27 protein-coding genes and 1 tRNA gene are annotated in these 24,834 nt (G+C 65.5%); 5 read left to right on the forward strand and 23 right to left on the reverse strand.

Going from position 1 to position 24,834, the window contains the following annotated elements:
• Nucleotides 1-20: 20 nt before the first annotated feature.
• From B6V73_RS02475 to B6V73_RS02570, 20 genes are all read right to left on the reverse strand, one after another.
• Nucleotides 21-428, reverse strand: a complete 408-nt coding sequence (locus B6V73_RS02475; protein ID WP_088724419.1) for a DUF3168 domain-containing protein — start codon at nt 426-428, stop codon at nt 21-23.
• A complete protein-coding gene (locus tag B6V73_RS02480; RefSeq protein WP_088724420.1) occupies nt 425-763 on the reverse strand; it encodes a head-tail adaptor protein in 339 nt (112 codons plus the stop codon). The genes B6V73_RS02475 and B6V73_RS02480 overlap by 4 nt, the downstream gene beginning before the upstream one ends.
• Nucleotides 760-1,353, reverse strand: coding sequence for a hypothetical protein (locus B6V73_RS02485; protein WP_088724421.1), 594 nt, complete (start codon nt 1,351-1,353; stop codon nt 760-762). The genes B6V73_RS02480 and B6V73_RS02485 overlap by 4 nt, the downstream gene beginning before the upstream one ends.
• Nucleotides 1,354-1,544: 191 nt before the next feature.
• A complete protein-coding gene (locus B6V73_RS02490) occupies nt 1,545-2,744 on the reverse strand; it encodes a phage major capsid protein (protein ID WP_088724422.1) in 1,200 nt (399 codons plus the stop codon).
• A gap of 39 nt (nt 2,745-2,783) precedes the next feature.
• Nucleotides 2,784-3,341, reverse strand: a complete 558-nt coding sequence (locus B6V73_RS02495) for an HK97 family phage prohead protease (protein WP_206185551.1) — start codon at nt 3,339-3,341, stop codon at nt 2,784-2,786.
• A 10-nt stretch (nt 3,342-3,351) separates the two neighbouring features.
• Nucleotides 3,352-3,585 (reverse strand): hypothetical protein, encoded by a 234-nt coding sequence (locus B6V73_RS02500; protein WP_075775029.1) that lies wholly within the window; start codon nt 3,583-3,585, stop codon nt 3,352-3,354.
• Between the two features lies 1 nt (nt 3,586).
• Complete coding sequence (locus B6V73_RS02505) at nt 3,587-4,777, reverse strand: phage portal protein (protein ID WP_088724424.1); 1,191 nt, start codon at nt 4,775-4,777, stop codon at nt 3,587-3,589.
• A 154-nt stretch (nt 4,778-4,931) separates the two neighbouring features.
• The gene (locus tag B6V73_RS02510; protein WP_088724425.1) at nt 4,932-6,290 is read right to left on the reverse strand and encodes a terminase family protein; all 1,359 of its coding nucleotides are present in this window, start codon (nt 6,288-6,290) and stop codon (nt 4,932-4,934) included.
• Complete coding sequence (locus tag B6V73_RS02515) at nt 6,238-6,603, reverse strand: hypothetical protein (protein WP_240496882.1); 366 nt, start codon at nt 6,601-6,603, stop codon at nt 6,238-6,240. Before B6V73_RS02515 ends, B6V73_RS02510 begins: the two co-directional genes overlap by 53 nt.
• 157 nt (nt 6,604-6,760) lie before the next feature.
• Nucleotides 6,761-7,927 (reverse strand): endolytic transglycosylase MltG, encoded by a 1,167-nt coding sequence (gene mltG, locus B6V73_RS02520; RefSeq protein ID WP_075775032.1) that lies wholly within the window; start codon nt 7,925-7,927, stop codon nt 6,761-6,763.
• A complete protein-coding gene (gene fabF / locus B6V73_RS02525; protein ID WP_075775033.1) occupies nt 7,927-9,189 on the reverse strand; it encodes a beta-ketoacyl-ACP synthase II in 1,263 nt (420 codons plus the stop codon). Before fabF ends, mltG begins: the two co-directional genes overlap by 1 nt.
• Before the next feature lie 89 nt (nt 9,190-9,278).
• Nucleotides 9,279-10,724: a GGDEF domain-containing protein gene (locus tag B6V73_RS02530; protein WP_088724426.1), complete on the reverse strand. Its 1,446-nt coding sequence runs from the start codon at nt 10,722-10,724 to the stop codon at nt 9,279-9,281.
• Nucleotides 10,725-10,868: 144 nt separating this feature from the next.
• Nucleotides 10,869-11,417, reverse strand: coding sequence for an RNA 2',3'-cyclic phosphodiesterase (gene thpR / locus B6V73_RS02535; protein WP_088724427.1), 549 nt, complete (start codon nt 11,415-11,417; stop codon nt 10,869-10,871).
• Between the two features lie 102 nt (nt 11,418-11,519).
• Entirely contained in the window at nt 11,520-11,753 is a 234-nt protein-coding gene (locus B6V73_RS02540) for an acyl carrier protein (protein ID WP_075775036.1), read from the reverse strand.
• Nucleotides 11,754-11,968: 215 nt separating this feature from the next.
• On the reverse strand, nt 11,969-12,706 hold the full coding sequence (gene fabG / locus B6V73_RS02545) for a 3-oxoacyl-[acyl-carrier-protein] reductase (protein WP_075775139.1): 738 nt from the start codon (nt 12,704-12,706) through the stop codon (nt 11,969-11,971).
• Between the two features lie 222 nt (nt 12,707-12,928).
• A complete protein-coding gene (gene fabD / locus B6V73_RS02550) occupies nt 12,929-13,858 on the reverse strand; it encodes an ACP S-malonyltransferase (RefSeq protein ID WP_075775037.1) in 930 nt (309 codons plus the stop codon).
• A 91-nt stretch (nt 13,859-13,949) separates the two neighbouring features.
• Nucleotides 13,950-14,504 (reverse strand): sugar O-acetyltransferase, encoded by a 555-nt coding sequence (locus B6V73_RS02555; RefSeq protein WP_088724428.1) that lies wholly within the window; start codon nt 14,502-14,504, stop codon nt 13,950-13,952.
• Nucleotides 14,505-14,585: 81 nt separating this feature from the next.
• A complete protein-coding gene (locus B6V73_RS02560) occupies nt 14,586-15,017 on the reverse strand; it encodes a glyoxalase superfamily protein (RefSeq protein ID WP_075775039.1) in 432 nt (143 codons plus the stop codon).
• Between the two features lie 281 nt (nt 15,018-15,298).
• Nucleotides 15,299-16,705, reverse strand: a complete 1,407-nt coding sequence (glnA, locus tag B6V73_RS02565; protein ID WP_075775040.1) for a type I glutamate--ammonia ligase — start codon at nt 16,703-16,705, stop codon at nt 15,299-15,301.
• A gap of 71 nt (nt 16,706-16,776) precedes the next feature.
• On the reverse strand, nt 16,777-17,115 hold the full coding sequence (locus B6V73_RS02570; RefSeq protein ID WP_075775041.1) for a P-II family nitrogen regulator: 339 nt from the start codon (nt 17,113-17,115) through the stop codon (nt 16,777-16,779).
• Nucleotides 17,116-17,302: 187 nt separating this feature from the next.
• Between B6V73_RS02570 and B6V73_RS02575 the strand changes: the two genes are divergently transcribed.
• A complete protein-coding gene (locus B6V73_RS02575) occupies nt 17,303-18,880 on the forward strand; it encodes an NAD(P)H-hydrate dehydratase (protein ID WP_088724429.1) in 1,578 nt (525 codons plus the stop codon).
• Between the two features lie 77 nt (nt 18,881-18,957).
• Here the strand turns inward: B6V73_RS02575 and B6V73_RS02580 are convergent, their stop codons facing one another.
• Nucleotides 18,958-19,161, reverse strand: coding sequence for a hypothetical protein (locus B6V73_RS02580; protein ID WP_088718460.1), 204 nt, complete (start codon nt 19,159-19,161; stop codon nt 18,958-18,960).
• Nucleotides 19,162-19,376: 215 nt separating this feature from the next.
• Between B6V73_RS02580 and B6V73_RS02585 the strand changes: the two genes are divergently transcribed.
• On the forward strand, nt 19,377-20,132 hold the full coding sequence (locus B6V73_RS02585; protein ID WP_088724430.1) for a Crp/Fnr family transcriptional regulator: 756 nt from the start codon (nt 19,377-19,379) through the stop codon (nt 20,130-20,132).
• Between the two features lie 6 nt (nt 20,133-20,138).
• Here B6V73_RS02585 and B6V73_RS02590 read toward each other — a convergent pair whose 3' ends face one another.
• On the reverse strand, nt 20,139-20,870 hold the full coding sequence (locus B6V73_RS02590; RefSeq protein ID WP_088718458.1) for a Crp/Fnr family transcriptional regulator: 732 nt from the start codon (nt 20,868-20,870) through the stop codon (nt 20,139-20,141).
• 210 nt (nt 20,871-21,080) lie between these two features.
• Nucleotides 21,081-21,620 carry a Hint domain-containing protein gene (locus B6V73_RS02595; protein ID WP_157771585.1) on the reverse strand — a complete coding sequence of 180 codons (540 nt, stop codon included), beginning with the start codon at nt 21,618-21,620 and terminating at the stop codon, nt 21,081-21,083.
• Nucleotides 21,621-21,793: 173 nt separating this feature from the next.
• Here B6V73_RS02595 and B6V73_RS02600 point away from each other — a divergent pair.
• The 3 genes from B6V73_RS02600 to tig all read left to right on the forward strand — a co-directional run bounded on the left by B6V73_RS02600 (nt 21,794) and on the right by tig (nt 24,774).
• Nucleotides 21,794-21,877 (forward strand) — tRNA-Leu (locus B6V73_RS02600).
• A gap of 175 nt (nt 21,878-22,052) precedes the next feature.
• Nucleotides 22,053-22,931 (forward strand): hypothetical protein, encoded by an 879-nt coding sequence (locus tag B6V73_RS02605; protein WP_143597856.1) that lies wholly within the window; start codon nt 22,053-22,055, stop codon nt 22,929-22,931.
• 514 nt (nt 22,932-23,445) lie between these two features.
• Nucleotides 23,446-24,774: a trigger factor gene (gene tig / locus B6V73_RS02610; RefSeq protein ID WP_075775047.1), complete on the forward strand. Its 1,329-nt coding sequence runs from the start codon at nt 23,446-23,448 to the stop codon at nt 24,772-24,774.
• Nucleotides 24,775-24,834 lie beyond the last annotated feature (60 nt).

Below are 24,834 nucleotides of genomic sequence, written 5' to 3' on the forward strand. Positions count from 1 at the left end.
TTGCAAATGTGAAAGTGTACTCAGCCCTCGACCCGCGCGCGGAAGGTCAGATCGAGCCGCCGCGACGCCCCCTTGTCGACCCGCCGGGCGCGCGCCTTGAGGAACCACAGCCCCACGACGCACCCTCGAGTCAGGCTGAGCGGCCCCTCAAGAAGCGCATCCGAGATCGCCGCGCCAATCTCCTTGGCTGCATGAAACCCGGCCTCGTCGCTGACAACCGAGACGGTGAAATCATGCACCGCCCCGTCGCCCGTCATGTCCGAGGCATCGCGCGCGTTCTCCGGCCCGAGGCTCACATAGGTCCCGCTTGTCGCCCCCGCAGGCGCGGCGTCATAAACCGCCGCCCCGACGAGCGCCGTCACGACCGCATCGCTCTGCAAGCGCGCATAGACCGCCTCCTGCAAGGCGGCTCCGATCGCGTAGCTCATGCCACCACCTCCTCACGCGCGAAACAGGTCAGGTAATGCGCCCCGGCATCCGCCTCCGCCACCGCGAGGATCCGGAACACCCGCGTGCCCTCGCGAAACCGCTGCTCCGGCTTCGGTCTGCGCGGCGAGCCCTCGGGCGCGGCCCGCACCGTGATCTTCCACGGCACCGAGGCGAGCGTCACGAATTCACCCGCGCGCTCCACCCCCGTCCCCGGTTTCATCTGCGTCCAGAGGATGCCCAGCTCGGTCCAGTCTTCGATAAAGCCACCCGCCCCGTCCGGCACCCGCTCTGGCGTCTCCAGCACCAGTGCTCGGTTCAGAAACGGCGCCTTCATCGCCGACCTCCCAACAGGCGCACCGTGCGCCAGCGCTCGATCAGCGCGCCAACGCCATAGGGCATCTCTCGCCCGCCCGCGCCCTCGTCCCGGCGCTCATAATATTGCGACGCCAGCAGAAAGACCGCCTGCGCCAGATCGGTCGGCAGATCGGCCCAGCTCGCCCCAAACCCAGCCGTGAACCGAACTTCTGCCACACCGCCCGCCGGGATCGACGGCAGTTCGCCGCCACACGCCGCCAGTCGCGGGCGCTGCAGATCCTCGACCAACCGATACCCCTCCGGCGCGACCACCGTGACCACCTCAGCCGCATCGACCAAGCGGACCTCAGTCACCGCACTTACCGGAGCCACCGGCAATGGCTGCGCCACTGCATCGCGCCACGCCTCAAGGCTCAGCGCGAAATCCCGCGCCAGCAGCACCTTAGCGGTGCGTCCTTCGATCGCCGCCATCGCCGCGCGCAGGTAGCGCTCCAGCGCCGCATCCTCTTCCCCCATATCCGAAAACCCGGTGCCGAGCCGCAGATGCGCTCGAAACTCCGCGACGGGCAGCGCGCTCGCCGCCACCACCGTCTCTTCAGTCAACATCATGACATTTCTCCGCAATTCGCGTGGTTGCCCCCCCGGCCGGGGGTGCCGCCGATCATGTCGGGCGCGAGCCCCGCCGCCGCTCGAACGGAGGGAGCAGCTAGGCGACGGCCGTCAGCCCCGCGCCCGTCCCGAGACCGGCATCCCGGCCCCGGGAACCGGAAGGCGGAGCCCCCCGATCCCGCTCACGCATCTCAGGCGAGCGCGAATTTCAGCAGCTTGATCGCGGCGAAATCGCTGACATCGCCGCCGACGCGCTTGGAGGCGTAGAACAGGACATGCGGCTTGGCGGAGAAGGGATCGCGCAGCACCCGCAGGTCCGGGCGTTCCGCCACCGTGTAGCCCGCCTCGAAATCGCCGAAAGCGATCGCGAAACTGTCCGACGCGATATCCGGCATGTCCTCCGCGATCAGCACCGGATAGCCCATCAGGCGCGCAGGCTCGCCCGCAGCCAGACCGTCGGTCCACAGGAACCGCCCATCGGCATCCTTCATCTTGCGCACGGCGCCTGCGGTCTTCGAATTCATCACGAAGCTCGCATTGGCGCGGTATTCCGCCTCCAGCGCATAGACCAGATCGACCACCGCATCAGCCGGGTTCGCGCCCGAGAAATCCCCATCCGCGCCCGTCGCGACATAGCCGAGCGAGCCCCAGGTCCACGACCCGTTGCCAACCTGCGGATGGGTCAGAAAGCCCGTCGGCTTGTCCACCCCATCGCCCGAAATGAACGCCGCCGCCTCGGCGCGGGCGAATTTCTCGGCGATGCGCTGCGCCAGCCAGGTCTCGACATCGAAGGCGCTGTCATCGAGCAGCCGTTGCGACGCTTTCGGCATCGCGGCCAGCTCGTGCAGCGGGATCGAGATCCGATCGATCTGCGGCGTCGCAGTCTCGCTCAGCGCCGCACTCTCGGTGGCCCAACCCGAGCCCAACTCGCTGCGATCGACCAGCACGTCGAAAGAGGTCGCCTCGACATTGACCACATTCGCGATCTGGCGGATCGAGGCCGTCGAGGTCAGCACCGAGCGGATCGTGTCGGAGGTCTGCGGGTCAACCAGATAGCCACCTTCAGCCGCGACCGAGCTGTTGAGCGCCTTCCCCTCGAGGCTCAGCCCCCGCAATGCGTCGTCATCCCCCGAACGCAGGTAGGCCGCAAAGGCCTTCTGATGCGGCGCCTCCTCGTTCGCGGCGGCGGAAAGGGCGGGACGCCCGGCAGTCATGGATTTGCTCTGCTGCATGGTCAAACGCTCATCTTGTTGTTGCATCTTCACTTCAACTTCATCGCGGAAAGCTCTGACTTCCTTTACGAAACCGGCCAGCGCGGATTGCACCTCCGTGGCCGGATCGGGGCCTTCGGACATACCCGTCCCGGCCCGAGACTTGCTCTCGGTCTTCATCGTCACTCCATCTCCAATGGGATCTCTCGCCCGCCCGCCTCAGCGACCGGCCAGTTCCGCCGTGGCACCGCGAAGCGCCGCGGCCAGATCGCGCAGATCACGCGCGAGGCTTTCGCCCTTCGCCGCCACCCGCGCCTCGCGAAGCATCGGGAAGGTCACCAGCGACACTTCCCAAAGCTCCAGTTCCGCAAGCAGCCGCCGGCCTTTTGCGTCCTTCTCGGCGGCGACCGTGCGATAGCCGATCGACAGCCCGTCGATCGCCCTCGCCGCAATCAGCGCCGTCGCCTCCCGCGCCCGCGCCACGCCGGGCAACAGCCTGCCCTTGACGTATAGCCCGCGCGCGTCTTCCCGGATATCGTCCCAGATCCCGATCGGCTGCGCCGGGTCGTGCTGCCAGAGCATCTTCACAGTGCCGCCCCGTGCCAACAGCCGCTCCAACCCTTTCGCGTAAGCGCCTTTGCAGACGACGTCGCCACCTTGATCGGGCAGACCGAACAGGCTCGCATAGCCCTCGATCACCGTCCCATCGGTCAGTTGAACGGGATGCGCCTCGTTCGCGCAGAACTTCAACTCCAACCCGTAATCATATGTATTCATGTCTATTTCCCTATTTCGGACCGACCTCGACGACGCTGAGCACCGCCTGCGTCAGGATCACTGCCACCACGCCATAGACCGCCATCCAGAGCCGCCGCTCCAGCCGTTCGATCATCGCTTCGATCCGACCGAGCCGCTGTTCGACCTGCGAAAATTGCAGCTCCATGATCTTCTCGGTCGCCTGCATCCGTTCCTCGTGGACGGCAAAGGGCGCCTTGAGGTATCGCGATCCACCATCGGCCATCTCAGCCCTCCACCGCGTCCACGGGCACAGGCGGCAGGCCCAGCAGCGCGCGCTTCTCGGACGCGGTCAGGAAGGAGACCTCGCCGATCCGCTTCCATTGCTGATCGCGTTCGCTCGCCAAGGCCGGGATCTGGTCGAGATCGGGCCTCAGGCTCACCCGCTCGCCCGTCCATGTCGACAGCCACCACGCAACATCCGCGGCCACCTTGGTCGCGAGCGGTAGCACCGTCAGCCGATAGAAGGCCCGGTGCGCCTCGGCGTAATTGGCGTAGGTCGCATCGCCGGGGATTCCCAGCAGCATCGGCGGAACCCCGAAGGCCACCGCGATCTCACGCGCCGCGGCCAGCTTGGTCTCGTGAAATTCCATATCGGACGGTGAAAACCCCATCGGTTTCCAGTCCAGTCCACCCTCCAGCAGCATCGGCCGCCCCGCGTTGCGCGCGCCCTGATGATGCGTCTCCATCTCGAAGACGAGCCGGTCATACTGGTCAGGCGACAACGTCCCCTGCCCATCGGCGCCCTTGTAGACGATCGCCCCGGAAGGTCGCGCAGCATTGTCCAACAGCGCCTTCGACCAGCTCGACGCACTGTTATGGACGTCCACGGCCACCGCCGCCGCCTGCATCGGCGACAGTCCGTAATGATCGTCCTGCGGATGAAACGCCCGCAGATGGCAGATCGGATCGGGGCTTCCGGTCATATCGAACCGATGCTTGCGCCCGGACACCGTGTAGTCATAGGCGACCGGCCAGCCATCCGAGCCCGGCACGATGCTCATCCGATCCGCGCGCAGCACGTGCAGCTCGCGCGGCAGCCCCGGCTCCACCGCCACCGCCTCCAGGTAGCCGTTGCCCGACAGCAGCATCTGCCCGTAAAGCGCCTCGAAGAACGCACCCTTTCCCTGCGCCGCGTTGGGCCGCGCGATCAGCTCGAGCACGGGATGGACATCGTAACGCCGCTCCGCATCCTGGCAAACAAGCGGCAAGGCAGCCGCGGCCTCCGCGATCAGCTTCACGCAACGAAAACCGACCGGGTTGCCCGTAAACCCCGACCGCGTCAGCGAACCCACATCGCGAGGCGACCACACCACACGCCCCGACCCGCTCGCCATCGCCACGATCCGTCCCGTCGCCGAGGCCTTCACCTCCGACCGCCCCGCGCTTTCGGATTTGCGAAAGATGTTCCAACCCATTCCCGTCTCCTTCTCGCGGCCCCGTCGCGGACCGGCTGGCAAAGAAAAAGGGCCGGGGAATGCCCCAGCCCTTGCTCTCGAATTCAATTGTTGCGCGCCGGGGGTTTTGCACCCCCGGACCCCCGCAGGATATTTCGCCCAAGCCGAAAGAGGCTCAGAGCCCCCGCAGCTGCGGCCTGCGCCAATGCGCGGCCGGCTCGAGGATCAGTTCGGTGATCGCCCAGACCAGCGCATCCACGCGGTCGGGCGAGCCCTTGCCCTGATAGCCCTTCAGTCCCATCCGACACATCTGGTCTTCGAGCGCGTCGAGATCCGATGATCTCAGATGCGCCACCCGGCCCTGTTCATAGAGTGCCGCCACAGGTTCCGCGCGCGCCGATTTGCCCCGGCTGGCGCGCAACGCCTTGAACGGGATCAGCGGGTCGATCTGGCGCAGCACGCTCTCGATCAGATCGCCACCTTGATTGACCTCGGCCACCAGCCTCTCCGCGCCCCAGCGCTCCATCGCTGCGATCCCGGCGCGGGCCCAGTCCATCGGCTTGCCGCGAATGCTGGCATCCTCCAGCACCACCGCGCGCCAGTCCTGCACCGGGCCTTGGGTGCGCGCCCCCACGACCACGATCCCGCATTCGTCAGAGGCCGCCTTGCCGCTGACCGACGGATCGAGCGCCACCACGACCCGGTCCGGATCACCGGGATAATTGATCCGCGCCCGCTCCAGCATCGCCGTCGTCCAGAGCGCGTCCTCGACATCCTCCAGGAGCACCCCGTCCAGCTCCTGCCGCCCCAACCGCGTCCCGGCATAGCGCGCTCGAACCTCGGCGAGAAAACTCTCCGCCAGATGCGCCCGGTTCGCCTCGGTCGGCGCATGGCTGACCACGGTCGATCGCGTCTCCAAAATCTGTTTCAGCACGCCCACATTGCGCGGCGTCGTCGTGATCACCTGCTGCGGATGATCGCCCAGACGCAGCGCGAATTGCAGCATGTCCCAGACCTCCTCCGCCTTCTTCCATTTCGCCAGTTCGTCGACCCAGGCCGCGTCGAATTGCGGCCCCCGCAGCGCCTCGGGTTCATGCGCGGAAAACGCCTGCGCCGTGGCCCCGTTCGGCCAGACGAGCCGGCGCCGGGTCGCTTCCCAGACCGGTCTGCGGTCGGGCGGAGAGCAGGCGAGTATCCCGCTCTCCCCCATCACCATCACGTCGCGCACCTGATCGAAGGTCTCGCCGACCAGCGCAACACGTCGCGCCCTTCCGGGGTCGAGCGGGCGTGCGCCTTCCACCTGCGCACGCACCCACTCGGCCCCGGCCCGCGTCTTGCCCGCGCCGCGCCCACCCATGATCACCCAGCTTTTCCAATCCCCTTCGGGCGGAAGCTGATGATCGAGCGCCCAGAACTCGAAGATCCAGGGCAGCGCGAGCAATGCATTGTCATCAAGCCCGTCGAGAAACGCCTCGACACTCTCAGGCGTCGCGGAGGCGAGCCAGGCGGCGCCCGATTTCAACTCTGGCGGCATCGAAGTCGAGCGCGCCATCCCGCCCGGCGGCGACGCCTGCCAACTGTCTGCGGAGTTTCTCGACACGCGTTCGTTCCTCCATCACCAAATGAAAAGCGGTGCGGAGGTCCTTGACCGCCTGCACCGCCGCTTTCGCCTCGGATATCTCGCCGCACCGCACCCCCTGCAGCGCCTGCGCCAGTTCCTCGGCCACGTCACGATAGAGCGCTTCGGTCTGATCCAGAAGATCGACCGGCGCCCCCGCCTCGTTCATCATGTTGTCTTGCGTCACGTACGAACCCACCCGTTCCAAGTTGGTCCGTTCGAGAGACATGAAAAAACGCCGTCGGGTTGCCCCGCGGCGTTTGCCCACTTCTCCTAGCATGCCAAACCACTACCCGAGAGCGTTCGCAGAGTCAAGCTCTAAATTCCGGGTTGTGCGGCGTGGGCAAAAAAGAACCCCGGCGAAAACCGGGGTTCTTTGCGTGATATCAGTTACTTGATGCGTCTTCCTGACGCTGCTTCTCGATCTCGCGCCACTTCGCCACGTTCTTGTTATGCTCTTCGATCGTGCTCGAGAAGGCATGCCCGCCAGACCCATCTGCCACGAAGAACAGGTAGTCGGTCGAATCGGGATGCAACGCCGCCTCGATCGCCGCCTTGCCCGGGTTCGCGATCGGTCCGGGCGGCAGCCCGTCGATGACATAGGTGTTGTAGGGCGTCGCCTTGCGCAGCTCGGACTGCCGCAGCCCGCGGCCCAGCACACCCTTGCCTTCGGTCACGCCGTAGATCACCGTCGGGTCGGTCTGCAGCTTCATGCCCTTTTCGAGACGGTTGATGAAGACGCTTGCCACTTCGGGGCGCTCAGCGGGCACGCCGGTTTCCTTCTCGACGATCGAGGCCATGGTCAGCGCCTGCTGCGGATCGTCATAGGGCAGCCCCTCGGCACGTCCGTCCCAGGCATCGGCGAGGATCTTCGACTGCCGCTCGGACATCAGATCGATCAGCGCCTGCCGGTCGGCCCCGCGCGTCACCTCGTAGCTGTCGGGCGCGAGCGTGCCTTCCCCCGGCACCCCGTCGATCTTGCCCGACAGGAAGCTCGCTTCCTTCAGCCCCTGCACGATCTGCCAGCTGGTCACACCATCGACGACGGTCACGCGGGTGCGCACATCGACGCGGTCGGCCTTTTCCTCGAAGCCTTCGGGCGGCTTTTCGCTCTCGGGATTGTATTCCGCGACCTTCTGGTAATCGCCCGTGGTCGGGTCCAGCTCGCGCAGCAGCACCTCGTTGCCGTTCACGCCGATCCGGAACACCAGCTCCGAGCCGCAGGTCGAAGGTCCGCCCGACGTGATCTGCCCCACGATGGATTGCATCGAGGTGTTCGGCTCGATCAGGTAGGAGCCGAATTTCAGCTTGTCGGCCTTCTCCTCATACTGCGCACCGGTGCGGAAGAGATAGGAAGAGGAGATAGCCCCCTTCTCCTTCAGCTTCGACGACACGCCCTGCAGGCTTTCGCCGGGCGCGACGCGCAGGCACATCGCCTCGGCCAGCGGACCGGGCTCGACATATTGGTTCTTCGCCCAGGCGACCAAGCCGCCAAGCGCGACGAGAATGACGATCAGCAGCGTCAGGAAATTCGAGACGATGTTACGCCACATCAGCTATCCACCTTGCCCATCACGAGGCTCGCATTGGTGCCGCCGAAGCCGAAGCTGTTGGACAGCGCGACGTCGATCTTGCGCTTGACCGCGGTCTTCGGCGCGAGGTCGATCACGGCCTCTTCCGGCGGATTGTCGAGGTTCAGCGTCGGCGGTGCGATCTGATCGCGGATCGCGAGGATCGAGAAAATCGCCTCCACTGCGCCAGCCGCACCCAGAAGGTGGCCGACCGAGGACTTGGTCGAGCTCATCGTGGCTTTCGACGCCGCATCGCCCAGCAGGCGCTGCACCGCCCCCAGCTCGATCACGTCGGCCATGGTCGAGGTGCCATGCGCGTTGATGTAATCCACCTGATCGGGGTTCAGATCGGCCCGCTCCAGCGCCGCTTTCATCGCGCGGAAGCCGCCATCGCCATCCTCGGACGGCGCGGTGATGTGATAGGCGTCGCCCGACAGGCCATAGCCCAGCACCTCGGCATAGATCTTCGCGCCGCGCGCCTTGGCGTGCTCGTATTCCTCCAGCACGACGCAGCCCGCGCCCTCGCCCATCACGAACCCGTCGCGATCGGCATCCCACGGACGGCTCGCGGCCTCCGGCTCGTTGCCGCGCTTGGTCGAGAGCGCCTTGCAGGCGTTGAAGCCCGCGATACCGATCTCCGAGATCGGGCTTTCCGCACCGCCGGCGACCATCACATCGGCATCGCCCAGCATGATCAGACGCGCGGCATCGCCAATGGCATGCGCGCCGGTCGAGCAGGCGGTGACGACCGCATGGTTCGGCCCCTTGAAGCCAAACCGGATCGAGACCTGCCCCGAGACGAGGTTGATCAGCGCGCCCGGGATGAAGAACGGGCTGACGCGGCGGACACCCTTTTCCTTGATCAGAACGGCGGTATCGGCGATCGAGCTGAGCCCCCCGATCCCCGAACCGATCATCACGCCGGTGCGCAGGCGACCCTCTTCATCCTCGGGCTCCCAGCCGGAATCCTTTACGGCCTGCGTCGCAGCCGCCATCCCGTAGAGGATGAAATCGTCGACCTTGCGGCGCTCTTTCGGCTCCATCCAGTCGTCGGGATTGAACGTGCCGTCGGAACCGTCGCCCAGCGGAATTTCGCAGGCGTATTTCGTGGTCACGTTGGACGCATCGAAGCGCGAGATCGTCCCCGCCCCCGACTGACCCGCGATGAGCCGCGACCAGGTCTCCTCGACCCCGCAAGCCAGCGGCGTGACCATCCCCAGACCCGTGACAACTACCCGGCGCATGCGTGACCTCTTTCTCAGCAAAATATCTTGCCAGACCTGATACACGCGGGCGCGCAAAGGCGCAATCACAACCCAAAGCGGCAGGCGGGTTACCGTCCGGCGAATGGCTGCAGTTCGGACGGGTTTGCGCCGCGTCGCGCGACCGGTTCAGGCTGGCACGCAGACTTCAGCTTGAGCGCCTCGACCCGCGTGTCCGGCGCGACAAAGGGCGGCGCCGAGGCGCGGAGTTCGAAGGAGGGCTGCGCCAGCAGAACCCGGTTGCGCCCGCGGTTCTTCGCCGCGTAAAGCGCCCCGTCCGCCCGCGCATAAAGGCTCCGCAGTTCCTCGCCGCACTCCCATTCGGCGACCCCGATGGAGACGGTGACCCGCAGACCAGGCGCCTGCTGCCCCTCGAAACCCAGCGCGGCCACAGCGGCGCGAAGCCGCTCCGCCGCCTCGAGGCCCTCGGTCAGCCGCGCGCCGGGCAGGATCACCGCGAATTCATCGCCACCGATCCGTGCCAGCGTGTCCTCCAGCCGCAATTGCGCGCGCATCTTGCGCCCCGCGCGGCGCAGCACCAGATCGCCGAGCGCATGCCCACCGCGATTGTTGACCTGCCTGAAATGGTCGATATCGATCATCAGCGCGGTGAACGGGACCCCCTCGCCCATCCCCTGGCTAAAGGCTTGCTGAAACCGCCGCGACAGCATCTCGCGGTTGAAAAGCCCGGTCAGCCCGTCCCGCATCGCGCGGTTGAGAAGTTTCCGCTCCACGGCACGCCGCGCATGATCCGTCCGCTCCAGCGAGACCGCCATCAGGATGATCAGGCCGACATTCACCCCCACGATCGTCGCGAGCAGCAGCAGCATTTCCGCGCGCGTGGCCAATTCGGGATCGGCGAGCAGGTAGAAGGTTCCCAGAAGGATCGGTGCGACCACGCCCAGCAGCATCTGCGCCCGCGCTTGCCGGCCCGACGCGTGTTCGTTGAGCAGCACCCGCATCACCCCACGGTCGCCGCGGCAGATCACCCCGGCATAGGCCAGACAGAGGATCGCCACCGAGGCGCCGAGCGACATCTCCCCCGACAGATGATCGTGGACGAAAACATGCGAGAACAGATACATCAACGCGCCACCGAAAACCGTCATATGGGCAACGGTGCCGATCAGGTAGGCCCGCGCCTCGACCGCAAAAAACGCCGCCGCCGTCATCGCGAGAAGCGTCGCGGCGCTCGGCTCGATCACGGGTACGCCGTCCCACCGGTACAGCGGCGCGAGCGCGGGCACGCCCCGCCCGAGGCAAAGCAGCAGGCTCGCCGCGGCCAGCCCACGCGCCCCGATCCGTACCTCCCGGCCACAGGAGAGCGCCCCCGCCAGAGCCAGCACCGCGCCCGCCGTCCCGGTTCCCATCCCGATCCACCCGTTCAGCGCGCGCAACGGCTCCGGGCCGACGCCCGACTGAACGGCCAATCGGGAGATCAGACCCAAAGCGGCAAGCGTCGCCGCGAAAGACAAAAGGGGGCGGACCGCAACCTGCGCCCGGCGAAAGACTGACATGTGACTACCAAGATCTGCACGGGCATTGAGCGTTTGTCGTAAAGCGCCCGCGGTAGGATCAGGAGACCGCCCAATTCGTTAACAAACGATTAACAGCCACTCTCAAGAGCCGCGTTTTCGTTCACATCTTCCTTAATATATGTCTTATGACATAAAATAACTGGCAAGCATCTCGTGGCGCGGCGGCCCATGCCCAAGAGTCGAGCGGATCAGCGCCACGTGATCGGGGCCGAATCCCGGCAAGCGCACTGCCCCCTCGCGGGCCATGAATCGCCCCAGCCGGGCCAAATCCCCTGCTCCTGCCCGCTTGCCGAACCGTGCCAGCGTCACATGCGGGCGGAACCGTCGCCGCGGCAGGTCGATCCCCGCCGCTCGCGCCGCCGCCATCACCGCACGGTGCCAGCGGAGCAGCTCGGGATCGGCCTGTACACCCAGTACCAGCGCCTCGGGCCGCGCCGGGCTGCCGAAGGTCTCCAGCCCTGCCAACACCACCTCCGGCCCCGGCGCCCAGTCGATTTCGCGCAACCTGTCGTCCAGAGCCTCCAGCTGTCCGATGTCGATCTCGTCGAGAAAGGCCAGCGTCAGGTGGAGGTTCTGCGGTTGCACGATCCGCCCCGCGGCCAGATCGGCCTGCAACCGCTCGATCGCCTCGATATGCTCCCCGGGCAACTCGATCGCGACGAAACTCCGCATGCAATCCTCCCCGACACCCGCGCGTCTGGCGCAAAAGAAAAGCGGCGCTCCGGTTTCCCGAAGCGCCGCCCTTAACTCTCTCTCAGCGTCAGCCGTTAAGGCTTACTGCGCTTCCGAGATGAATTTAACCGCATCGCCGACGGTCTGAATGTTCTCGGCGGCGTCATCGGGGATCTCGATGCCGAACTCTTCTTCGAAGGCCATGACCAGCTCGACCGTATCGAGGCTGTCCGCACCGAGGTCGTCGATGAACGAGGCGCTCTCAGTCACCTTGTCCTCTTCCACGCCGAGATGCTCCACGACGATCTTCTTCACGCGATCAGCGATGTCGCTCATGTCAATTCCTCAAAGTTTATAGGGCCTAGCCCGTTCATGCTTGCTCGTTTACGAGCGTCTCAACCCGCGCGCCCCGGGTCAACCCGAAGACCGCAATTCAGAGCCGTGGCTGTTACGCCCGGCTCGTCTGCAGCGCTCTTAGCGATTGCCGTGGCCCATGGCAAGACGTTTCTCCACCCTAACAAAGGCGGCCATGCCGTTGGGTCACAAAGACGTCAGGCCATCGTCCCGCCGCCGTTGACATGCAGCACCGCGCCGGTGACGTAGCCCGCCTCGGGGCTCGCGAGATAGCGCACGGCGGCAGCGATTTCTTCGGGCGTGCCCATGCGCCCGGCCGGGATGCCCGACAGGATCGCGTCTTTCTGAGCATCGGTGAGCTTGTCCGTCATCGGCGTCTCGATGAAGCCCGGCGCCACGCAGTTCACCGTCACGCCGCGAGTCGCGACTTCCTGCGCGAGCGATTTCGACGCGCCGACGAGACCCGCCTTGGCTGCGGCATAGTTCACCTGGCCGGGATTGCCGGTCTGGCCGACCACCGAGGTGATGTTGATGATCCGGCCCCAGCGCGCCTTCATCATCGGGCGAAGAACCGCGCGCATCAGGCGGAACGCCGCCGTCAGGTTCACGTCGATCACCGACTGCCAATCCTCGTCCGACATCCGCATCACCAGCTGGTCGCGCGTGATTCCGGCATTGTTCACGAGGATGTCCAGACCGCCCATCGCATCGATCGCCGCTTTCGGCAGCGCCTCGACGCTTTCAGGATCGCTCAGGTTGGCCGGGCAGACATAGGCACCCTCGCCCAGCTCGGCGGCCAGCGCTTCGAGCGGCTCGACCCGCGTGCCCGACAGCGCCACGGCCGCGCCGCCCGCATGGAGCGCTCGCGCGATCTCGGCCCCGATCCCGCCGGAAGCTCCGGTCACCAGCGCGCGCTTGCCTTTCAAATCGAACATCATGCTACCTCGTTTCTAAGTCGACGCTCTCATATCAGCGAATGTGTCGTTAGGGAACTCCAAGTGCCACACGCCAAGGTTGCGCCCGCCGGAATAGGCGCTCCGCCGCGTGCGACGCCACATGGAAAGGCCGTCCGGTTCGATGGCGACCCCGGACGGCCTCGCCTTCCTCTTGGCGGAAATATCCCAGGGGGTCCGGGGGAGGATCCCCCGGCTCAGCCCTCAGTCCTTCAGCGCGGCGACCTCTTCCGGCGTGCCGATCGCCCGGCAGGTGATGTCCTTGGCGATCCGCCGGACCATCCCTGCGAGCGCCTTGCCCGCGCCGATCTCCCAGATTTCGTCGACGCCCTGAGCGGCCATCCACGCGACGCTCTCGCGCCAGCGCACCGAACCCGTGACCTGCTCGACCAGAAGTTCGCGGATCAGGGCCGGATCACTCACCGCCTCTGCACGGACATTGGCGACCAGCGGCACCACCGGCGCCTTGATCTCGACCTGCGACAGCGCGGCGTCCATCGCATCGGCGGCGGGCTGCATCAGCGCGCAATGGAACGGGGCAGAGACCGGAAGCATCACGGCCCGCTTCGCGCCCGCTTCCTTGGCGAGCACCGTGGCCCGCTCGACCGCCGCCTTGTTGCCCGAGATCACCACCTGGCTCGGATCGTTGTCGTTTGCAGCCTGACAGACCTCGCCCTGCGCCGCCTCGGCAGCGACTTTCGACGCCGCCTCGAAATCGAGCCCGAGGATCGCGGCCATCGCGCCGACGCCCACCGGCACCGCCGATTGCATCGCGTCGCCGCGCACGCGCAGCAGGCGTGCGGTGTCGGGCAGGCTCAGCGAACCCGCCGCACAAAGCGCGGAATATTCGCCCAGCGAGTGACCCGCGACATAGGCCGCATCTGTGACCGCAAAGCCCTCGGCTTCCAGCGCCCGCAGCGCCGCGATAGACGTCGCCATCAGCGCGGGCTGCGCGTTGGCGGTCAGCGTCAACTCGTCCTGCTCGCCTTCCCAGATGAGCGCGCTCAGCTTCTGCCCGAGCGCCTCATCGACCTCTTCGAAGACCGCTTTCGAGGCGGGATAGGCGTCGGCCAATGCCTTGCCCATGCCGATGACCTGTGCGCCCTGACCGGGAAATACGAATGCGCGGCTCATGCCTGATCCTCCTGATTGATCTTTGGTTTCCCTTAGCGAGAAGGGCGCGGCGGGGCAAGTTCGCTGCCCTTGGCCAACCCTGCACCGCCTCTCACGCTTTACCGATGATGCGCGCAGGATTGCCCGCGACCGTGGCACCCGCCGGCACGTCGCGCGTCACGACGGCCCCCGCGCCGATCAGCGCGCCATCGCCCACCGTGATCCCCGGCAGGATGATCGCCCCGCCGCCGATCCAGACATCCGCGCCGATCCGCACGGGCCGCCCGAATTCCAACCCGGTCCGGCGCGTCTCCGGATCGCGGGGATGATCGGCGGTCAGGATCTGCACCTTCGGACCGACCTGCGCCCGGTCGCCGATCGTGACCGCGACCACATCGAGGATGACACATCCGAAATTCAGAAAGACCCCGGCGCCAAGCCGGATATTGCTGCCGTAATCGCAATGGAACGGTGGGCGGATGCGCGTCCCCTGCCCCACTTCCGCGAACAGCTCCGACAGCAGCGCGTGGCAGTCCACGGCACTATGCGCGACGGTCGCGTTGAACCGGTCCATCCACGCCGCTGCCCGCGCCATATCGGCTTCGATCTCCGGCCCTTCGGCGCGATACAATTCGCCCGCCAGCATCTTGTCCTTTTCCGAGCGCATGATCCCTCCCCGCCATCTCGCCGGACGATCCTGCCCCAGCTACGCGCAAAGAAAAAGGGGCGCTCGATGCGCCCCTTCTCCTCAGTCCAGTTCGAGATGCGCGACCCCGTCGGAGCGCCGCCCGATCGAGCGCCCATCCGCGCCGATGGTCGCGCGCACGCGCCGCCGCATCGAGGAAAACGCAGCGCTTTCAACGACATCCACCGGCTCGTCCAGCGCAATTTCGATGTCGTAATGGGTCTCGCCCTTGCGCCGCAGCGCATGGACGCGGCCGCTCACCGGATGGCCCAGATAGCGCCCGCGCACCGCATCGCCCAAGGCATAGCCCTTCGCGTGTGCAGCCGGTTCGGCACGTCGCAGCGCCGCCACCATCGTGTTCCAGTCGGCATGACCCGCCGCCTGCGCGGTCAACTCATACGCCTTCGACAGCGCAACCGGATTGCCCGCCTGCGCCATCGCCTCGGCCAGACGGCGCGCCTGCGCCTTTACGTCTTTCACTGCATTTACAGTCATCGTTTCGTCTCCACGGGGATGATCCACCGCTTCGGGGCCCGCATTGCCGAAGAGCCCCCGAAAGTAAGGAGAGCGATCGTGAACCGGATTTCACCAAGGGAAACGCCCCGCGGGCGGCAGGCATCCGGCAGCCAAGGCCTAGAGATTGGCGGCGCGGACGCATCTGTCAAGGGATGCAGCCTTACCCGGCGTCCGGCGATGCGAAAGCGCCATAGCAGACGCCCCGAATGCGAAAGGGGCGCCCGACCGGACGCCCCTTCCCATCACTGTCCCTCTCCCGTTCAGCAGGAGTAGTAGTACTTGTATTCCACCGGGTGGGGGGTGTGCTCGAACGCGTACACTTCTTCCCACTTCAGTGCGATGTAGCCCTCGATCTGGTCCTTGGTGAACACGTCACCGGCCAGCAGGAACTCGTGATCCTTCTCGAGCGTCTCGAGCGCTTCACGCAGCGAGGCGCAAACGGTCGGGATCGAGGCCAGTTCTTCCGGCGGCAGATCGTAGAGATCCTTGTCCGAGGACGGGCCCGGATCGATCTTGTTCTTGATGCCGTCGAGGCCGGCCATCAGCAGAGCCGAGAAGCACAGATAGGGGTTCGCCGACGGATCGGGGAAACGGGCTTCGACGCGCTTTGCCTTGGGGGATTCCGCCCACGGAATACGGACACAACCCGAGCGGTTGCGGGCCGAGTAGGCGCGCAGAACCGGAGCCTCGAAGCCCGGGATCAGACGCTTGTAGGAGTTGGTCGACGGGTTGGTGAAGGCGTTGAGCGACTTCGCGTGCTTCAGGATACCGCCGATGAACCACAGGGCTTCCTGCGACAGGTCAGCGTATTTGTCGCCTGCAAACAGCGGCTTGCCGTCTTTCCAGATCGACATGTTCACGTGCATGCCGGTGCCGTTGTCGCCGGTGATCGGCTTCGGCATGAAGGTCGCCGATTTGCCATAGGCGTGCGCCACGTTGTGGATGACGTACTTGTACTTCTGGATGTCGTCGGCCTGCTTGGTCAGCGTCCCGAAGATCAGGCCCAGCTCGTGCTGGCACGAGGCCACTTCGTGGTGGTGCTTGTCGACCTTCATGCCCATGCGCTTCATGGTCGAGAGCATTTCCGAACGCAGGTCCTGAGCGTCATCCACCGGGTTGACCGGGAAGTAGCCGCCCTTGACGCCCGGACGATGGCCCATGTTGCCCATCTCGTAATCGGTGTCGGTGTTCCACGCCGCGTCGATCGCGTCGACCTCGTAGGAGACCTTGTTCATCGAGACCGAGAACTTCACGTCGTCGAACAGGAAGAATTCCGCTTCCGGACCGAAGAAGGCCGTATCACCGATGCCCGAGGCAACGAGATAGGCTTCGGCCTTCTCAGCGGTGCCGCGCGGGTCACGGGCATAGGGCTCGCCGGTGTCGGGCTCGACCACGGTGCAGTGCACGCACATGGTCTTCTCGGCGTAGAAGGGGTCGATATAGACCGAGGACGCGTCCGGGATCAGTTTCATGTCGGACTGATCGATCGACTTCCAGCCGGCGATCGAGGAGCCGTCGAACATGAAGCCTTCTTCGAAGAAATCTTCGTCCACTTCGGTATGCATCAGCGTCACGTGCTGCAGCTTGCCGCGCGGATCGGTGAAGCGCACGTCGACGTATTCGACGTCTTCGTCCTTCATCAGTTTGAGAGCGTCCTTGATGCTCATGTCACATTACCCTTTCGTTGAGCTTGGGTTGTCCCTGGACCCGCAACGGGGTCCGCCGGGAATGCCGGAGGTTACAGCGCGTCGTCGCCCGACTCGCCGGTGCGGATACGGATCGCCTGCTCCATCGGAGAGACGAAGATCTTGCCGTCGCCGATCTTCTCGGTGCGCGCGGCGTTCGTGATCGCCTCGATGGCGGCGTCGACGAGATCGTCGGGCAGCACCATCTCGATCTTCACCTTGGGCAGGAAATCCACGACATATTCGGCGCCGCGATAAAGCTCGGTATGGCCCTTCTGGCGTCCGAACCCTTTCACCTCGATCACCGAAAGGCCCTGAATCCCAACTTCCTGAAGCGCTTCCTTCACTTCATCGAGTTTGAAGGGCTTGATGATCGCCTCCACCTTTTTCATGCCGCCGACTCCTCCGTCAGGTCTTCGTTCCGACCCCCTCAGACCACTTTCCCAAAGCCCCCGCAATCGGCTAGGCTGGCGGAGCGCGGTTTTGAGGTCGGATATCCGAAAAGCGCGCCCGCAATTCGTGCAAGTAGCACAAAAATGCAGCAGTTTGAAAACGATTCCTTCGAAAACCCCGGGGACCATGCCTGAAATCCTGACCGCCAGCCAAATGCGCGAACACGAACAGACCGAGATCGCGCGCGGCGCGGTCACGGGGCTCGAGCTGATGGAGCGTGCCGGGGAAAGCGTGGTCACGGCGATTTTCTCGCGTTGGTCCGATCCGGGGCCTGCGCAGGCTGTGGTGCTGTGCGGGCCGGGCAATAATGGCGGCGACGGCTACGTGATCGCGCGCCTGCTGGCCGCGCGCGGCTGGGGTATCGCCTGTTACGCCTATGGCGATCCGGCTCGTCTGCCCCCCGATGCGAAAGCCAATCACGACCGCTGGGCGCAGATCGGGGACGTGCTGCCATGGGACGATGCTGCGATCGAAGGCCGCATCGACGATATGGAGAGCGGGCTGGTGATCGACGCGCTGTTCGGCACCGGCCTGACCCGTCAGATGCCCGAGGACACGGCGAAGACATGGCGCGGGATCTATCCGCGGCGCTTTTCCAATCCCTCGGGACCGCGTCCGCATTTCATCGCCGTCGATATCCCCAGCGGCATTTCCTCGGATAGCGGGCGCAATCTCGGGGGGGCATTCCCTGCCGACCTGACGGTCAGTTTCCACCGCGCGAAATGCGGCCATTACCTCGATCCGTCCGACGGGCCCGACCGCCCCGGCGGTGGCGCCTCGATGCGCGGTGCGCTGGTGGTCGCCGATATCGGCCTGCCGCAGGATGCGATCCCCGCGGCTGCGCGGCTGATCGACCGCCCCTCGAATTTCCTGATGAAGCGGACGGGCCACAAGTTCAGCCACGGCCACGCGCTGGTCCTGTCGGGTGGCGCAGGCAAAGGCGGCGCTGCGCGGATGGCTGCGCGCGCCGCTCTGCGGATCGGCGCGGGGCTGGTGACGCTGGCCTGCCCGCCCAAGGCGCTGGCCGAGAACGCCGCCCATCTCGACGCGATCATGCTGAGCGCCCTGCCCGACGCCTATAGCCTGCGCGGGATGCTGGGCGATGAGCGCCTCAACGCGCTCTGCCTCGGGCCCGGTCTGGGCATGTCCCGCGCACAGGAGATGGTGCCGGCGGCGCTTTGGGGCAAACGCGCGACGGTGCTCGATGCCGATGCGCTCAGCGCCTTTTCCGACGACCCGAGCCTGCTCTTCGGCCAGCTCCACGAGGCCTGCGTGCTGACCCCGCATCCGGGCGAGTTCAAACGGCTCTTTCCCGATCTGACCGAAAAGCTGTCAGGCGACGATCCGACCTATTCCAAACTGGACGCCACCCGCGAGGCGGCTGCGCGCGCGGGCTGCACGGTGCTGCTCAAAGGGGCGGACACCGCGATCGCGGCACCGGACGGGCGCGTGGCGCTGCATTCGGCGGCGCAGGACCGTGCGGCGCCGTGGCTCGCGACGGCGGGCGCGGGCGATGTGCTGGCGGGGCTGATCGCGGGGCTGCTTGCGCGCGGGTTCCAACCGTTCGACGCCGCGACCACTGCGGCATGGCTTCATGTCGAGGCGGCACGCAGCTTTGGCCCGGGTCTGGTCGCCGAAGACCTGCCCGAAGAACTCCCGAAAGTGTTGCGCGACCTGATGGCACGGGACGCTGAACGCGACTGAGCCGCGCCGTCGGGGGGGCACGCGGCGCGAAAGTTTCGGGCGGCGAAAGGCAGAGACCCCTCGCCGCCCGTTGCAGCTTATTGCGCCATCTGCTCGCGAGATTGGTTCTGGTTGCCGTTGCGCGCGCCCGGTGCCGTGTCCGTCGCATCCGCCGGAGCGGTGGCCGGGGCCGCCATGGCGGCTTCCGGAGTGTCGACTGCGTCGGTCCCAGCGGGCCCCGTCATCATATCGCACCCGGCCAGAGCGGCGGTCGCGCCCAGAATGATAAGCCAGTTCTTCATCCGTCTCTCCTTTTGTTGCAGTTCATCTAAGCTCCAATCCGCGGCGCGATTCCTTGATGTTGATCAACGTGCTAGGCGCATAGCGCGAATTTCCTGCAACTTCGTGTGGAAAGACGCTGAAAAGGCTGGCGCAACACGGTTTTTCGCCCCCGCGGCCCTCGCATCCGAACCTCACCCCGACTAAGCTCTCCCCTGCGACAGGGAGACGAGACGCGATGAACGAACACTCGAAGTCCGGAAAGCGGATCGAGATAGAGGGCGTAGTGGCGCAGGGCAAATTGCAGCGTCTGCTGGACGCGCTGCCGTCGGAGCTGCGCACCGAGATGATACCGCTCTGGCAGAGTATCCGTTTCGCGCCGGGCGACGTGCTGATCGAGGATGGCGAAGTCGCCGACCGGATCGGCTTCGTCGCGGACGGGTTTCTCGCGATGTCGAAAACGCTGCAGGATCGGCATCGCCACATCATCGGGCTGATCACGCCGTCCGACATGTTCGGACGCGCCTTCAACGGCCCGTCGGGCTACCGGATCGAGGCGCTCAGCGATGGCGCGGTCCTGACCTGCGACCGGCAGAAATTCGAAGCGATCCTCGCGCGTTCGCACGCGGCGGAGCGGCTGTTCCTGCTGAGCATCCTCGACGAGCTCGACGCGGCGCGCGAATGGGTGATGGTGCTCGGCAGTTCGAAAGTCGTCGAGCGGCTCGCCTCGCTCCTGATCATCCTGAGCCGCCACAAATACCGCACTCTCGAAAGCTGCGCGCGGGACAACATCCGGCTCGGCCTGCATATCCATATCAAGCGGGTCGATATCGCCCATTTGCTGGGCACCTCGCCTGAATCGCTGAGCCGGGCGTTTCATCAGCTCGAACGCGAGGGCGCGATCCGGATCGTTACACCCTACGATATCGAGATCTCGAATCTCGGAACGCTCGTCGATATTTCCGGCAATTCACTGGAGATGCGCGACGCCTGAGCGCACTCAGCTCGCCAGAAGCTCCTCCAGCCCCGCGGCCAGCGCGTCGAGATCGTTGAGCCGGAACTGGCGGGTGTTCAGTATGTCGATCAGCCCGTCCTTCTGGAACTGGTGCAGAGACCGGCTGACGGTCTCCTGCGTCGTGGCGAGCAGATCGGCGATGTCCTGACGCGGCAGCAGCATGGTCAAGACGCCGCCGCCATCGGGCAAGGCCTGCCAAGGCATGATATGGCGCGACAGCAGAAGAAGCGCGCGCAGCCGCGCCGCCGGCGCGAAGGCGCCGAGAAGCCAGCTCAACCGCCGCGCCTTCTCGACCCAGCTTTCCGCCTGACGGCACAGCGCCCGGCGCAGTTCGGGCTCCTGATCGATGAGCTGCGCGAAAGTCGCGGCTTCGAAGAGACACAGATCCGTATCGATCACCGCTTCGATCGCTGTGTCCCGATGGCCGTTGAGAAGCTGGCCGATGCTATCGCCCGGGCTGACCAGACCGGTGATCTTGCGACGCCCGGCGAGCGAATGGCTCTGCATCCGCAGCATGCCGCGTTGCACCAGCGCGATGTGCTCGCAGCTGACGTCTTCTTCGCAGAGCCGCTCATTGGCCGCGCAGGAAATCTTGCGCGCCCGTTCGGCGACCCTCGCCAGAGCACGATCCGATAGGGATCCGCAGACGCCTTGGTTGCGAGCGGTGCAACCCGCGCAATGCAAGATTGCCTCTGCATTTCGCAAAGGTGCCGTCATCGCAATCTCCAAAAGGGTTTACCCACACTCTTCGCAGCCACGCTGCGCACTCGTCCTTCGGTGCACGATCGAGCTAAGCAAATGACATACGCCCCTGTCAACACACGCGCTTGATCGTGAGCGGTAGCATCGAAATGCTACTACGAATGTGACGGCGAAGCGCATCACCCCCCTTGATACTGGCGGATATCGGTCGAAATCGCGTGCGGATCAGGCCTCGACGCCTGCGACCGCGGCGGCCATTTCTACGCCATCGACATAGATCACCTCGGGCGTCTCGAATTCCAGCACGAAGAGCCGCGCACGACCTTGCCCCAGCGTGACATAATGCCCGTCGACGACCGATTGCGCAGGCAGAAGCGCCTCGCGCTTGCCGTAGATCACCTGCACCCGCCAGTCGCGCATCATCAACTGCGCGCCCTGTGCGATGATGAGCGGCGCGCCGGGGCGATCATGGCCAAGCGCGCCGGGCGAGATGCGGATCAGCGCGCCCACGTAATCGCCGGCCCGCAGCGCCTTGAGCCTGCAGGTCCCGCTACGGGTCACGATCCGGTCGCCGGGCTCGAGAAACTCCACGGGAATCGCTCCGTCCAGCGTGTAGACCCGTGCCCCGGCGGCGATCCCGGCGCTGAGATCCGGCTTCGGTTTGCGCATCTCCAAAGGCGAGGTGCGCGCTGCCACCTCCGGACCGGCCGGGCCCGGCAGAGCGTGACGCGGATTGGATTCGATGATCTGGCGGAGCATGGCCATGCCATTCCCCCGCCGTGGTGCCTGTCCCATGGCGATACCTGCTCTTGCCCACTCGTAACCTCGGCCTCTGGCGTGCCGTTGCGTAAAGGCTAACTCTCACCAACACGTTAAGACGAGCAAAATCGCATCTTCCTCTTTCCGTACCCGCAAGCTGTTGCTATTACGCCCCTGATGCGGGTGTGGCGGAACTGGTAGACGCACCAGATTTAGGTTCTGGCGCCTTTGGCGTGGGGGTTCGAGTCCCTTCACCCGCACCACTCCCAACCTCCGGAATTTCCTACCATACCCTCGCCTTCTCCCGCGTGCACGCTAGTTTAAGATGGCTGCGCGGGCGGAATTTCCCCCGCTAGGATGACCGAATGCGTGGGAGAGGTGATGGTCGAAGGCCCGCAAACACCGCCTCGGCGGCCAGTCGAAGACACGTCGCCGGACTTGGGTTCGCAGACATCCCTTCCCATCCGCGGGCTCACCCGCGACACGATCGCCACCGATCCGAATTTCTTCGCCGCGCAGCAGGCGGTGGCGGCAATGCTGCTCGACGTGCAGGCGCAGACACCGCGGATCGCGCGCCACATGGCTTCGCATCGGCGCTGGCTCGTGAGCCAGACCAGTTTCGCGCTGGCGATGAGGGCGAAGATGGAGCCCGGCGCGCCGGAACTGACGCCGGGACGGCTTCTCGCGGCGCTGACGCCTCATGTCGAGATCAACCGCAAGACGCTGAGCCAGTATCTGGGCGAGATGGAGGCGCATGGGCTGCTCGCCCCGCCGGACGAGTACAAAGGCGACGGGCGGCTGCGCCCGGTGACCACCACGCCCCTGGCAGAGCAAGGGATGCGGCGCTGGTGCGAGGGCCACCTGCACTGTCTCGATATTCTCGATGGCGGCGCGCGGCTGGACGCGGCCCGGCGCGACCCCGACCTCGCCTTCGCGATGCAGCGGCAGATGGTCGAGATCATCCGGGTCGATCCCGAATGGCACGCCCCGCCCGCGGCGATGGCGCATTTCCTCGGGTCCGACACGGGCGGGATGATGCTGCATGCGCTCACGCGGATGCTGCGAGATCTGCGCGAAACGGACGGGCGCATCTATCTCGAACGGGTCAGCATCGCCGATTTCGCCGCGCAGTTCCTGATCTCGGTCTCGAAGATCAAGCGCATGGTCCAGAAAGCCGAAGAGACGGGCAACCTGGGATGGGAAGAGCCGCGCCGACGCGGCAGGCTCTGGCTCTCGCCCGATTTCATCCGCGCCCACTTCCGCCGGCAGGCAGTGAAGTTCGAAGCGGTCGAGCGCGCCTATCGCGCTGTCGCGTGAAAGTCACAGGCGGGTTGCGCGGGCGGGTGACGGGCGATCTGTCCGAAAATGACCGCTGAATTTCAAACACTTCTCGGTTAGGCTTACCTCTCGGGAAGATCGTGTCATTCTCGCTTCGGATCCGCGAACAAGGGGGCGGACCCTCCGAAGCTGCGGAAGATCACGACGGCGCGCCGGTTTGGCGCAATCCCGATTTCGCGGCCGGAGCGACTTCGTGGGGTGGTGCGCCCCGGCCGCAGCTTTCCGAGCCCGCGCGCACCAGACGTTCATCGCATCGCCCGCCGCGCCAACCGCTGCACCTTCCTCCGTCGCGTCAGCGCCCCCCTGCCCGCTCCCTATCCCGGGTTCCCGCCCTCGCCCACGCGTACACCCTGCCCGGGCGTCATTTCACCGCTCGCAGGCCGCTCTGCGGCCCCTTTTCGCCTTGCCACCATGGCTGAGGCTCAATAGAAGGACGCCTGAAATTCGAGAACCGGCCGCGATCCGCGCGGCGCCCAGAGACAAAGGACAAACCATGCAGGTCACCGAGACCCAGAACGACGGCCTCAAGCGCGGCTACGAGATCACCATCACCGCCAAGGAACTCGACGAGAAGGTCACCGCGAAGCTTTCCGAAGCGCAGCCCGAGATCGAGATGAAGGGCTTCCGCAAGGGTAAGGTGCCGATGGCGATGCTGCGCAAGCAATTCGGCCCGCGCATCCTCGGCGAAGCGATGCAGGAATCGGTCGACGGCGCGATGAGCGAGCATTTCGACAAGACCGGCGACCGCCCCGCGATGCAGCCGAAGATCGAGATGAAAGACGGCGAGAACTGGAAAGAGGGTGACGACGTGGTCGTGACCGTCGAGTACGAAGCGCTGCCCGACATTCCGGACGTCGATCTTTCGGGCGTCAAGCTCGAGCGTCTGGTCGTGAAGGCCAACGAAGGTGAAGTGAACGAAGCGCTGGAAAGCCTCGCGGCAACCGCGAAGAACTTCGAAGCCAAGGACGGCAAGGCCGAGAACGGCGATCAGGTCGTGATCGACTTCGAAGGCTTCGTCGACGGTGAAGCGTTCGAAGGCGGCAAGGGCGAAGGCTACCCGCTGGAGCTCGGCTCGGGCTCGTTCATCCCCGGCTTCGAGGAGCAACTCGTTGGCGCGAAAGCCGGTGACGACGTCGAAGTGACCGTGAAATTCCCCGAGGAATACGGTGCGGAGCATCTCGCGGGCAAGGAAGCGCTGTTCAAGTGCAAGGTCCACGAAGTGAAGGCGCCGAAGGCTGCCGAGATCGACGACGAGATGGCCAAGCAGTTCGGTGCAGAAGACCTCGCCGCGCTGAAAGCGCAAGTCGCCGAGCGTCTCGAAGCCGAGTACCAGGGCGCCGCACGTCAGGTGATGAAGCGCGGCCTGCTCGACCAGCTCGACGATCAGGTGAAGTTCGACCTGCCCCCGTCGCTCGTGGAAGCCGAGGCCAAGCAGATCGCGCACCAGCTCTATCACGAAGAGAATCCGGACGATCACGGCCATGACCACGGCGAGATCGAGACCACCGAGGAGCACACCACCCTCGCCGAGCGCCGCGTGCGTCTTGGCCTGCTGCTCGCCGAAATCGGCCGCAAGCAGGAGATCGAGGTCTCCGACGCCGAGATGACGCAGGCGATCATGAACCAGGCACGTCAGTACCCGGGTCAGGAGCGCGCCTTCTTCGAATTCGTGCAGCAGAACCCGCAGATGCAGCAGCAGCTGCGCGCGCCGATCTTCGAAGACAAGGTCGTCGATTACATTGCCGGTGAAGCCAAGGTGGACGACAAGGAAGTCACCAAGGAAGAGCTGCAGAAAGAGATCGAGAAGCTCGACGAGTTGTGATCTCCGGGCGCTCAGCCCAAAATTAGCGAAGGCCGCCTTTCGGGGCGGCCTTTTGCGTTT

Source organism: Thioclava sp. JM3, from assembly GCF_002213185.1.
GTDB classification, from domain to species: domain Bacteria; phylum Pseudomonadota; class Alphaproteobacteria; order Rhodobacterales; family Rhodobacteraceae; genus Thioclava; species Thioclava nitratireducens.

Bases quoted from the DNA above. Each gene is read 5' to 3' on its own strand.
- B6V73_RS02475 (WP_088724419.1), bottom strand. From the start codon at position 428: ATGAGCTACGCGATCGGAGCCGCCTTGCAGGAGGCGGTCTATGCGCGC.
- B6V73_RS02480 (WP_088724420.1), bottom strand. From the start codon at position 763: ATGAAGGCGCCGTTTCTGAACCGAGCACTGGTGCTGGAGACGCCAGAG.
- B6V73_RS02485 (WP_088724421.1), bottom strand. From the start codon at position 1,353: ATGATGTTGACTGAAGAGACGGTGGTGGCGGCGAGCGCGCTGCCCGTC.
- B6V73_RS02490 (WP_088724422.1), bottom strand. From the start codon at position 2,744: ATGAAGACCGAGAGCAAGTCTCGGGCCGGGACGGGTATGTCCGAAGGC.
- B6V73_RS02495 (WP_206185551.1), bottom strand. From the start codon at position 3,341: ATGAATACATATGATTACGGGTTGGAGTTGAAGTTCTGCGCGAACGAG.
- B6V73_RS02500 (WP_075775029.1), bottom strand. From the start codon at position 3,585: ATGGCCGATGGTGGATCGCGATACCTCAAGGCGCCCTTTGCCGTCCAC.
- B6V73_RS02505 (WP_088724424.1), bottom strand. From the start codon at position 4,777: ATGGGTTGGAACATCTTTCGCAAATCCGAAAGCGCGGGGCGGTCGGAG.
- B6V73_RS02510 (WP_088724425.1), bottom strand. From the start codon at position 6,290: ATGCCGCCAGAGTTGAAATCGGGCGCCGCCTGGCTCGCCTCCGCGACG.
- B6V73_RS02515 (WP_240496882.1), bottom strand. From the start codon at position 6,603: ATGTCTCTCGAACGGACCAACTTGGAACGGGTGGGTTCGTACGTGACG.
- mltG (WP_075775032.1), bottom strand. From the start codon at position 7,927: ATGTGGCGTAACATCGTCTCGAATTTCCTGACGCTGCTGATCGTCATT.
- fabF (WP_075775033.1), bottom strand. From the start codon at position 9,189: ATGCGCCGGGTAGTTGTCACGGGTCTGGGGATGGTCACGCCGCTGGCT.
- B6V73_RS02530 (WP_088724426.1), bottom strand. From the start codon at position 10,724: ATGTCAGTCTTTCGCCGGGCGCAGGTTGCGGTCCGCCCCCTTTTGTCT.
- thpR (WP_088724427.1), bottom strand. From the start codon at position 11,417: ATGCGGAGTTTCGTCGCGATCGAGTTGCCCGGGGAGCATATCGAGGCG.
- B6V73_RS02540 (WP_075775036.1), bottom strand. From the start codon at position 11,753: ATGAGCGACATCGCTGATCGCGTGAAGAAGATCGTCGTGGAGCATCTC.
- fabG (WP_075775139.1), bottom strand. From the start codon at position 12,706: ATGTTCGATTTGAAAGGCAAGCGCGCGCTGGTGACCGGAGCTTCCGGC.
- fabD (WP_075775037.1), bottom strand. From the start codon at position 13,858: ATGAGCCGCGCATTCGTATTTCCCGGTCAGGGCGCACAGGTCATCGGC.
- B6V73_RS02555 (WP_088724428.1), bottom strand. From the start codon at position 14,504: ATGCGCTCGGAAAAGGACAAGATGCTGGCGGGCGAATTGTATCGCGCC.
- B6V73_RS02560 (WP_075775039.1), bottom strand. From the start codon at position 15,017: ATGACTGTAAATGCAGTGAAAGACGTAAAGGCGCAGGCGCGCCGTCTG.
- glnA (WP_075775040.1), bottom strand. From the start codon at position 16,705: ATGAGCATCAAGGACGCTCTCAAACTGATGAAGGACGAAGACGTCGAA.
- B6V73_RS02570 (WP_075775041.1), bottom strand. From the start codon at position 17,115: ATGAAAAAGGTGGAGGCGATCATCAAGCCCTTCAAACTCGATGAAGTG.
- B6V73_RS02575 (WP_088724429.1), top strand. From the start codon at position 17,303: ATGCCTGAAATCCTGACCGCCAGCCAAATGCGCGAACACGAACAGACC.
- B6V73_RS02580 (WP_088718460.1), bottom strand. From the start codon at position 19,161: ATGAAGAACTGGCTTATCATTCTGGGCGCGACCGCCGCTCTGGCCGGG.
- B6V73_RS02585 (WP_088724430.1), top strand. From the start codon at position 19,377: ATGAACGAACACTCGAAGTCCGGAAAGCGGATCGAGATAGAGGGCGTA.
- B6V73_RS02590 (WP_088718458.1), bottom strand. From the start codon at position 20,870: ATGACGGCACCTTTGCGAAATGCAGAGGCAATCTTGCATTGCGCGGGT.
- B6V73_RS02595 (WP_157771585.1), bottom strand. From the start codon at position 21,620: ATGGCCATGCTCCGCCAGATCATCGAATCCAATCCGCGTCACGCTCTG.
- tig (WP_075775047.1), top strand. From the start codon at position 23,446: ATGCAGGTCACCGAGACCCAGAACGACGGCCTCAAGCGCGGCTACGAG.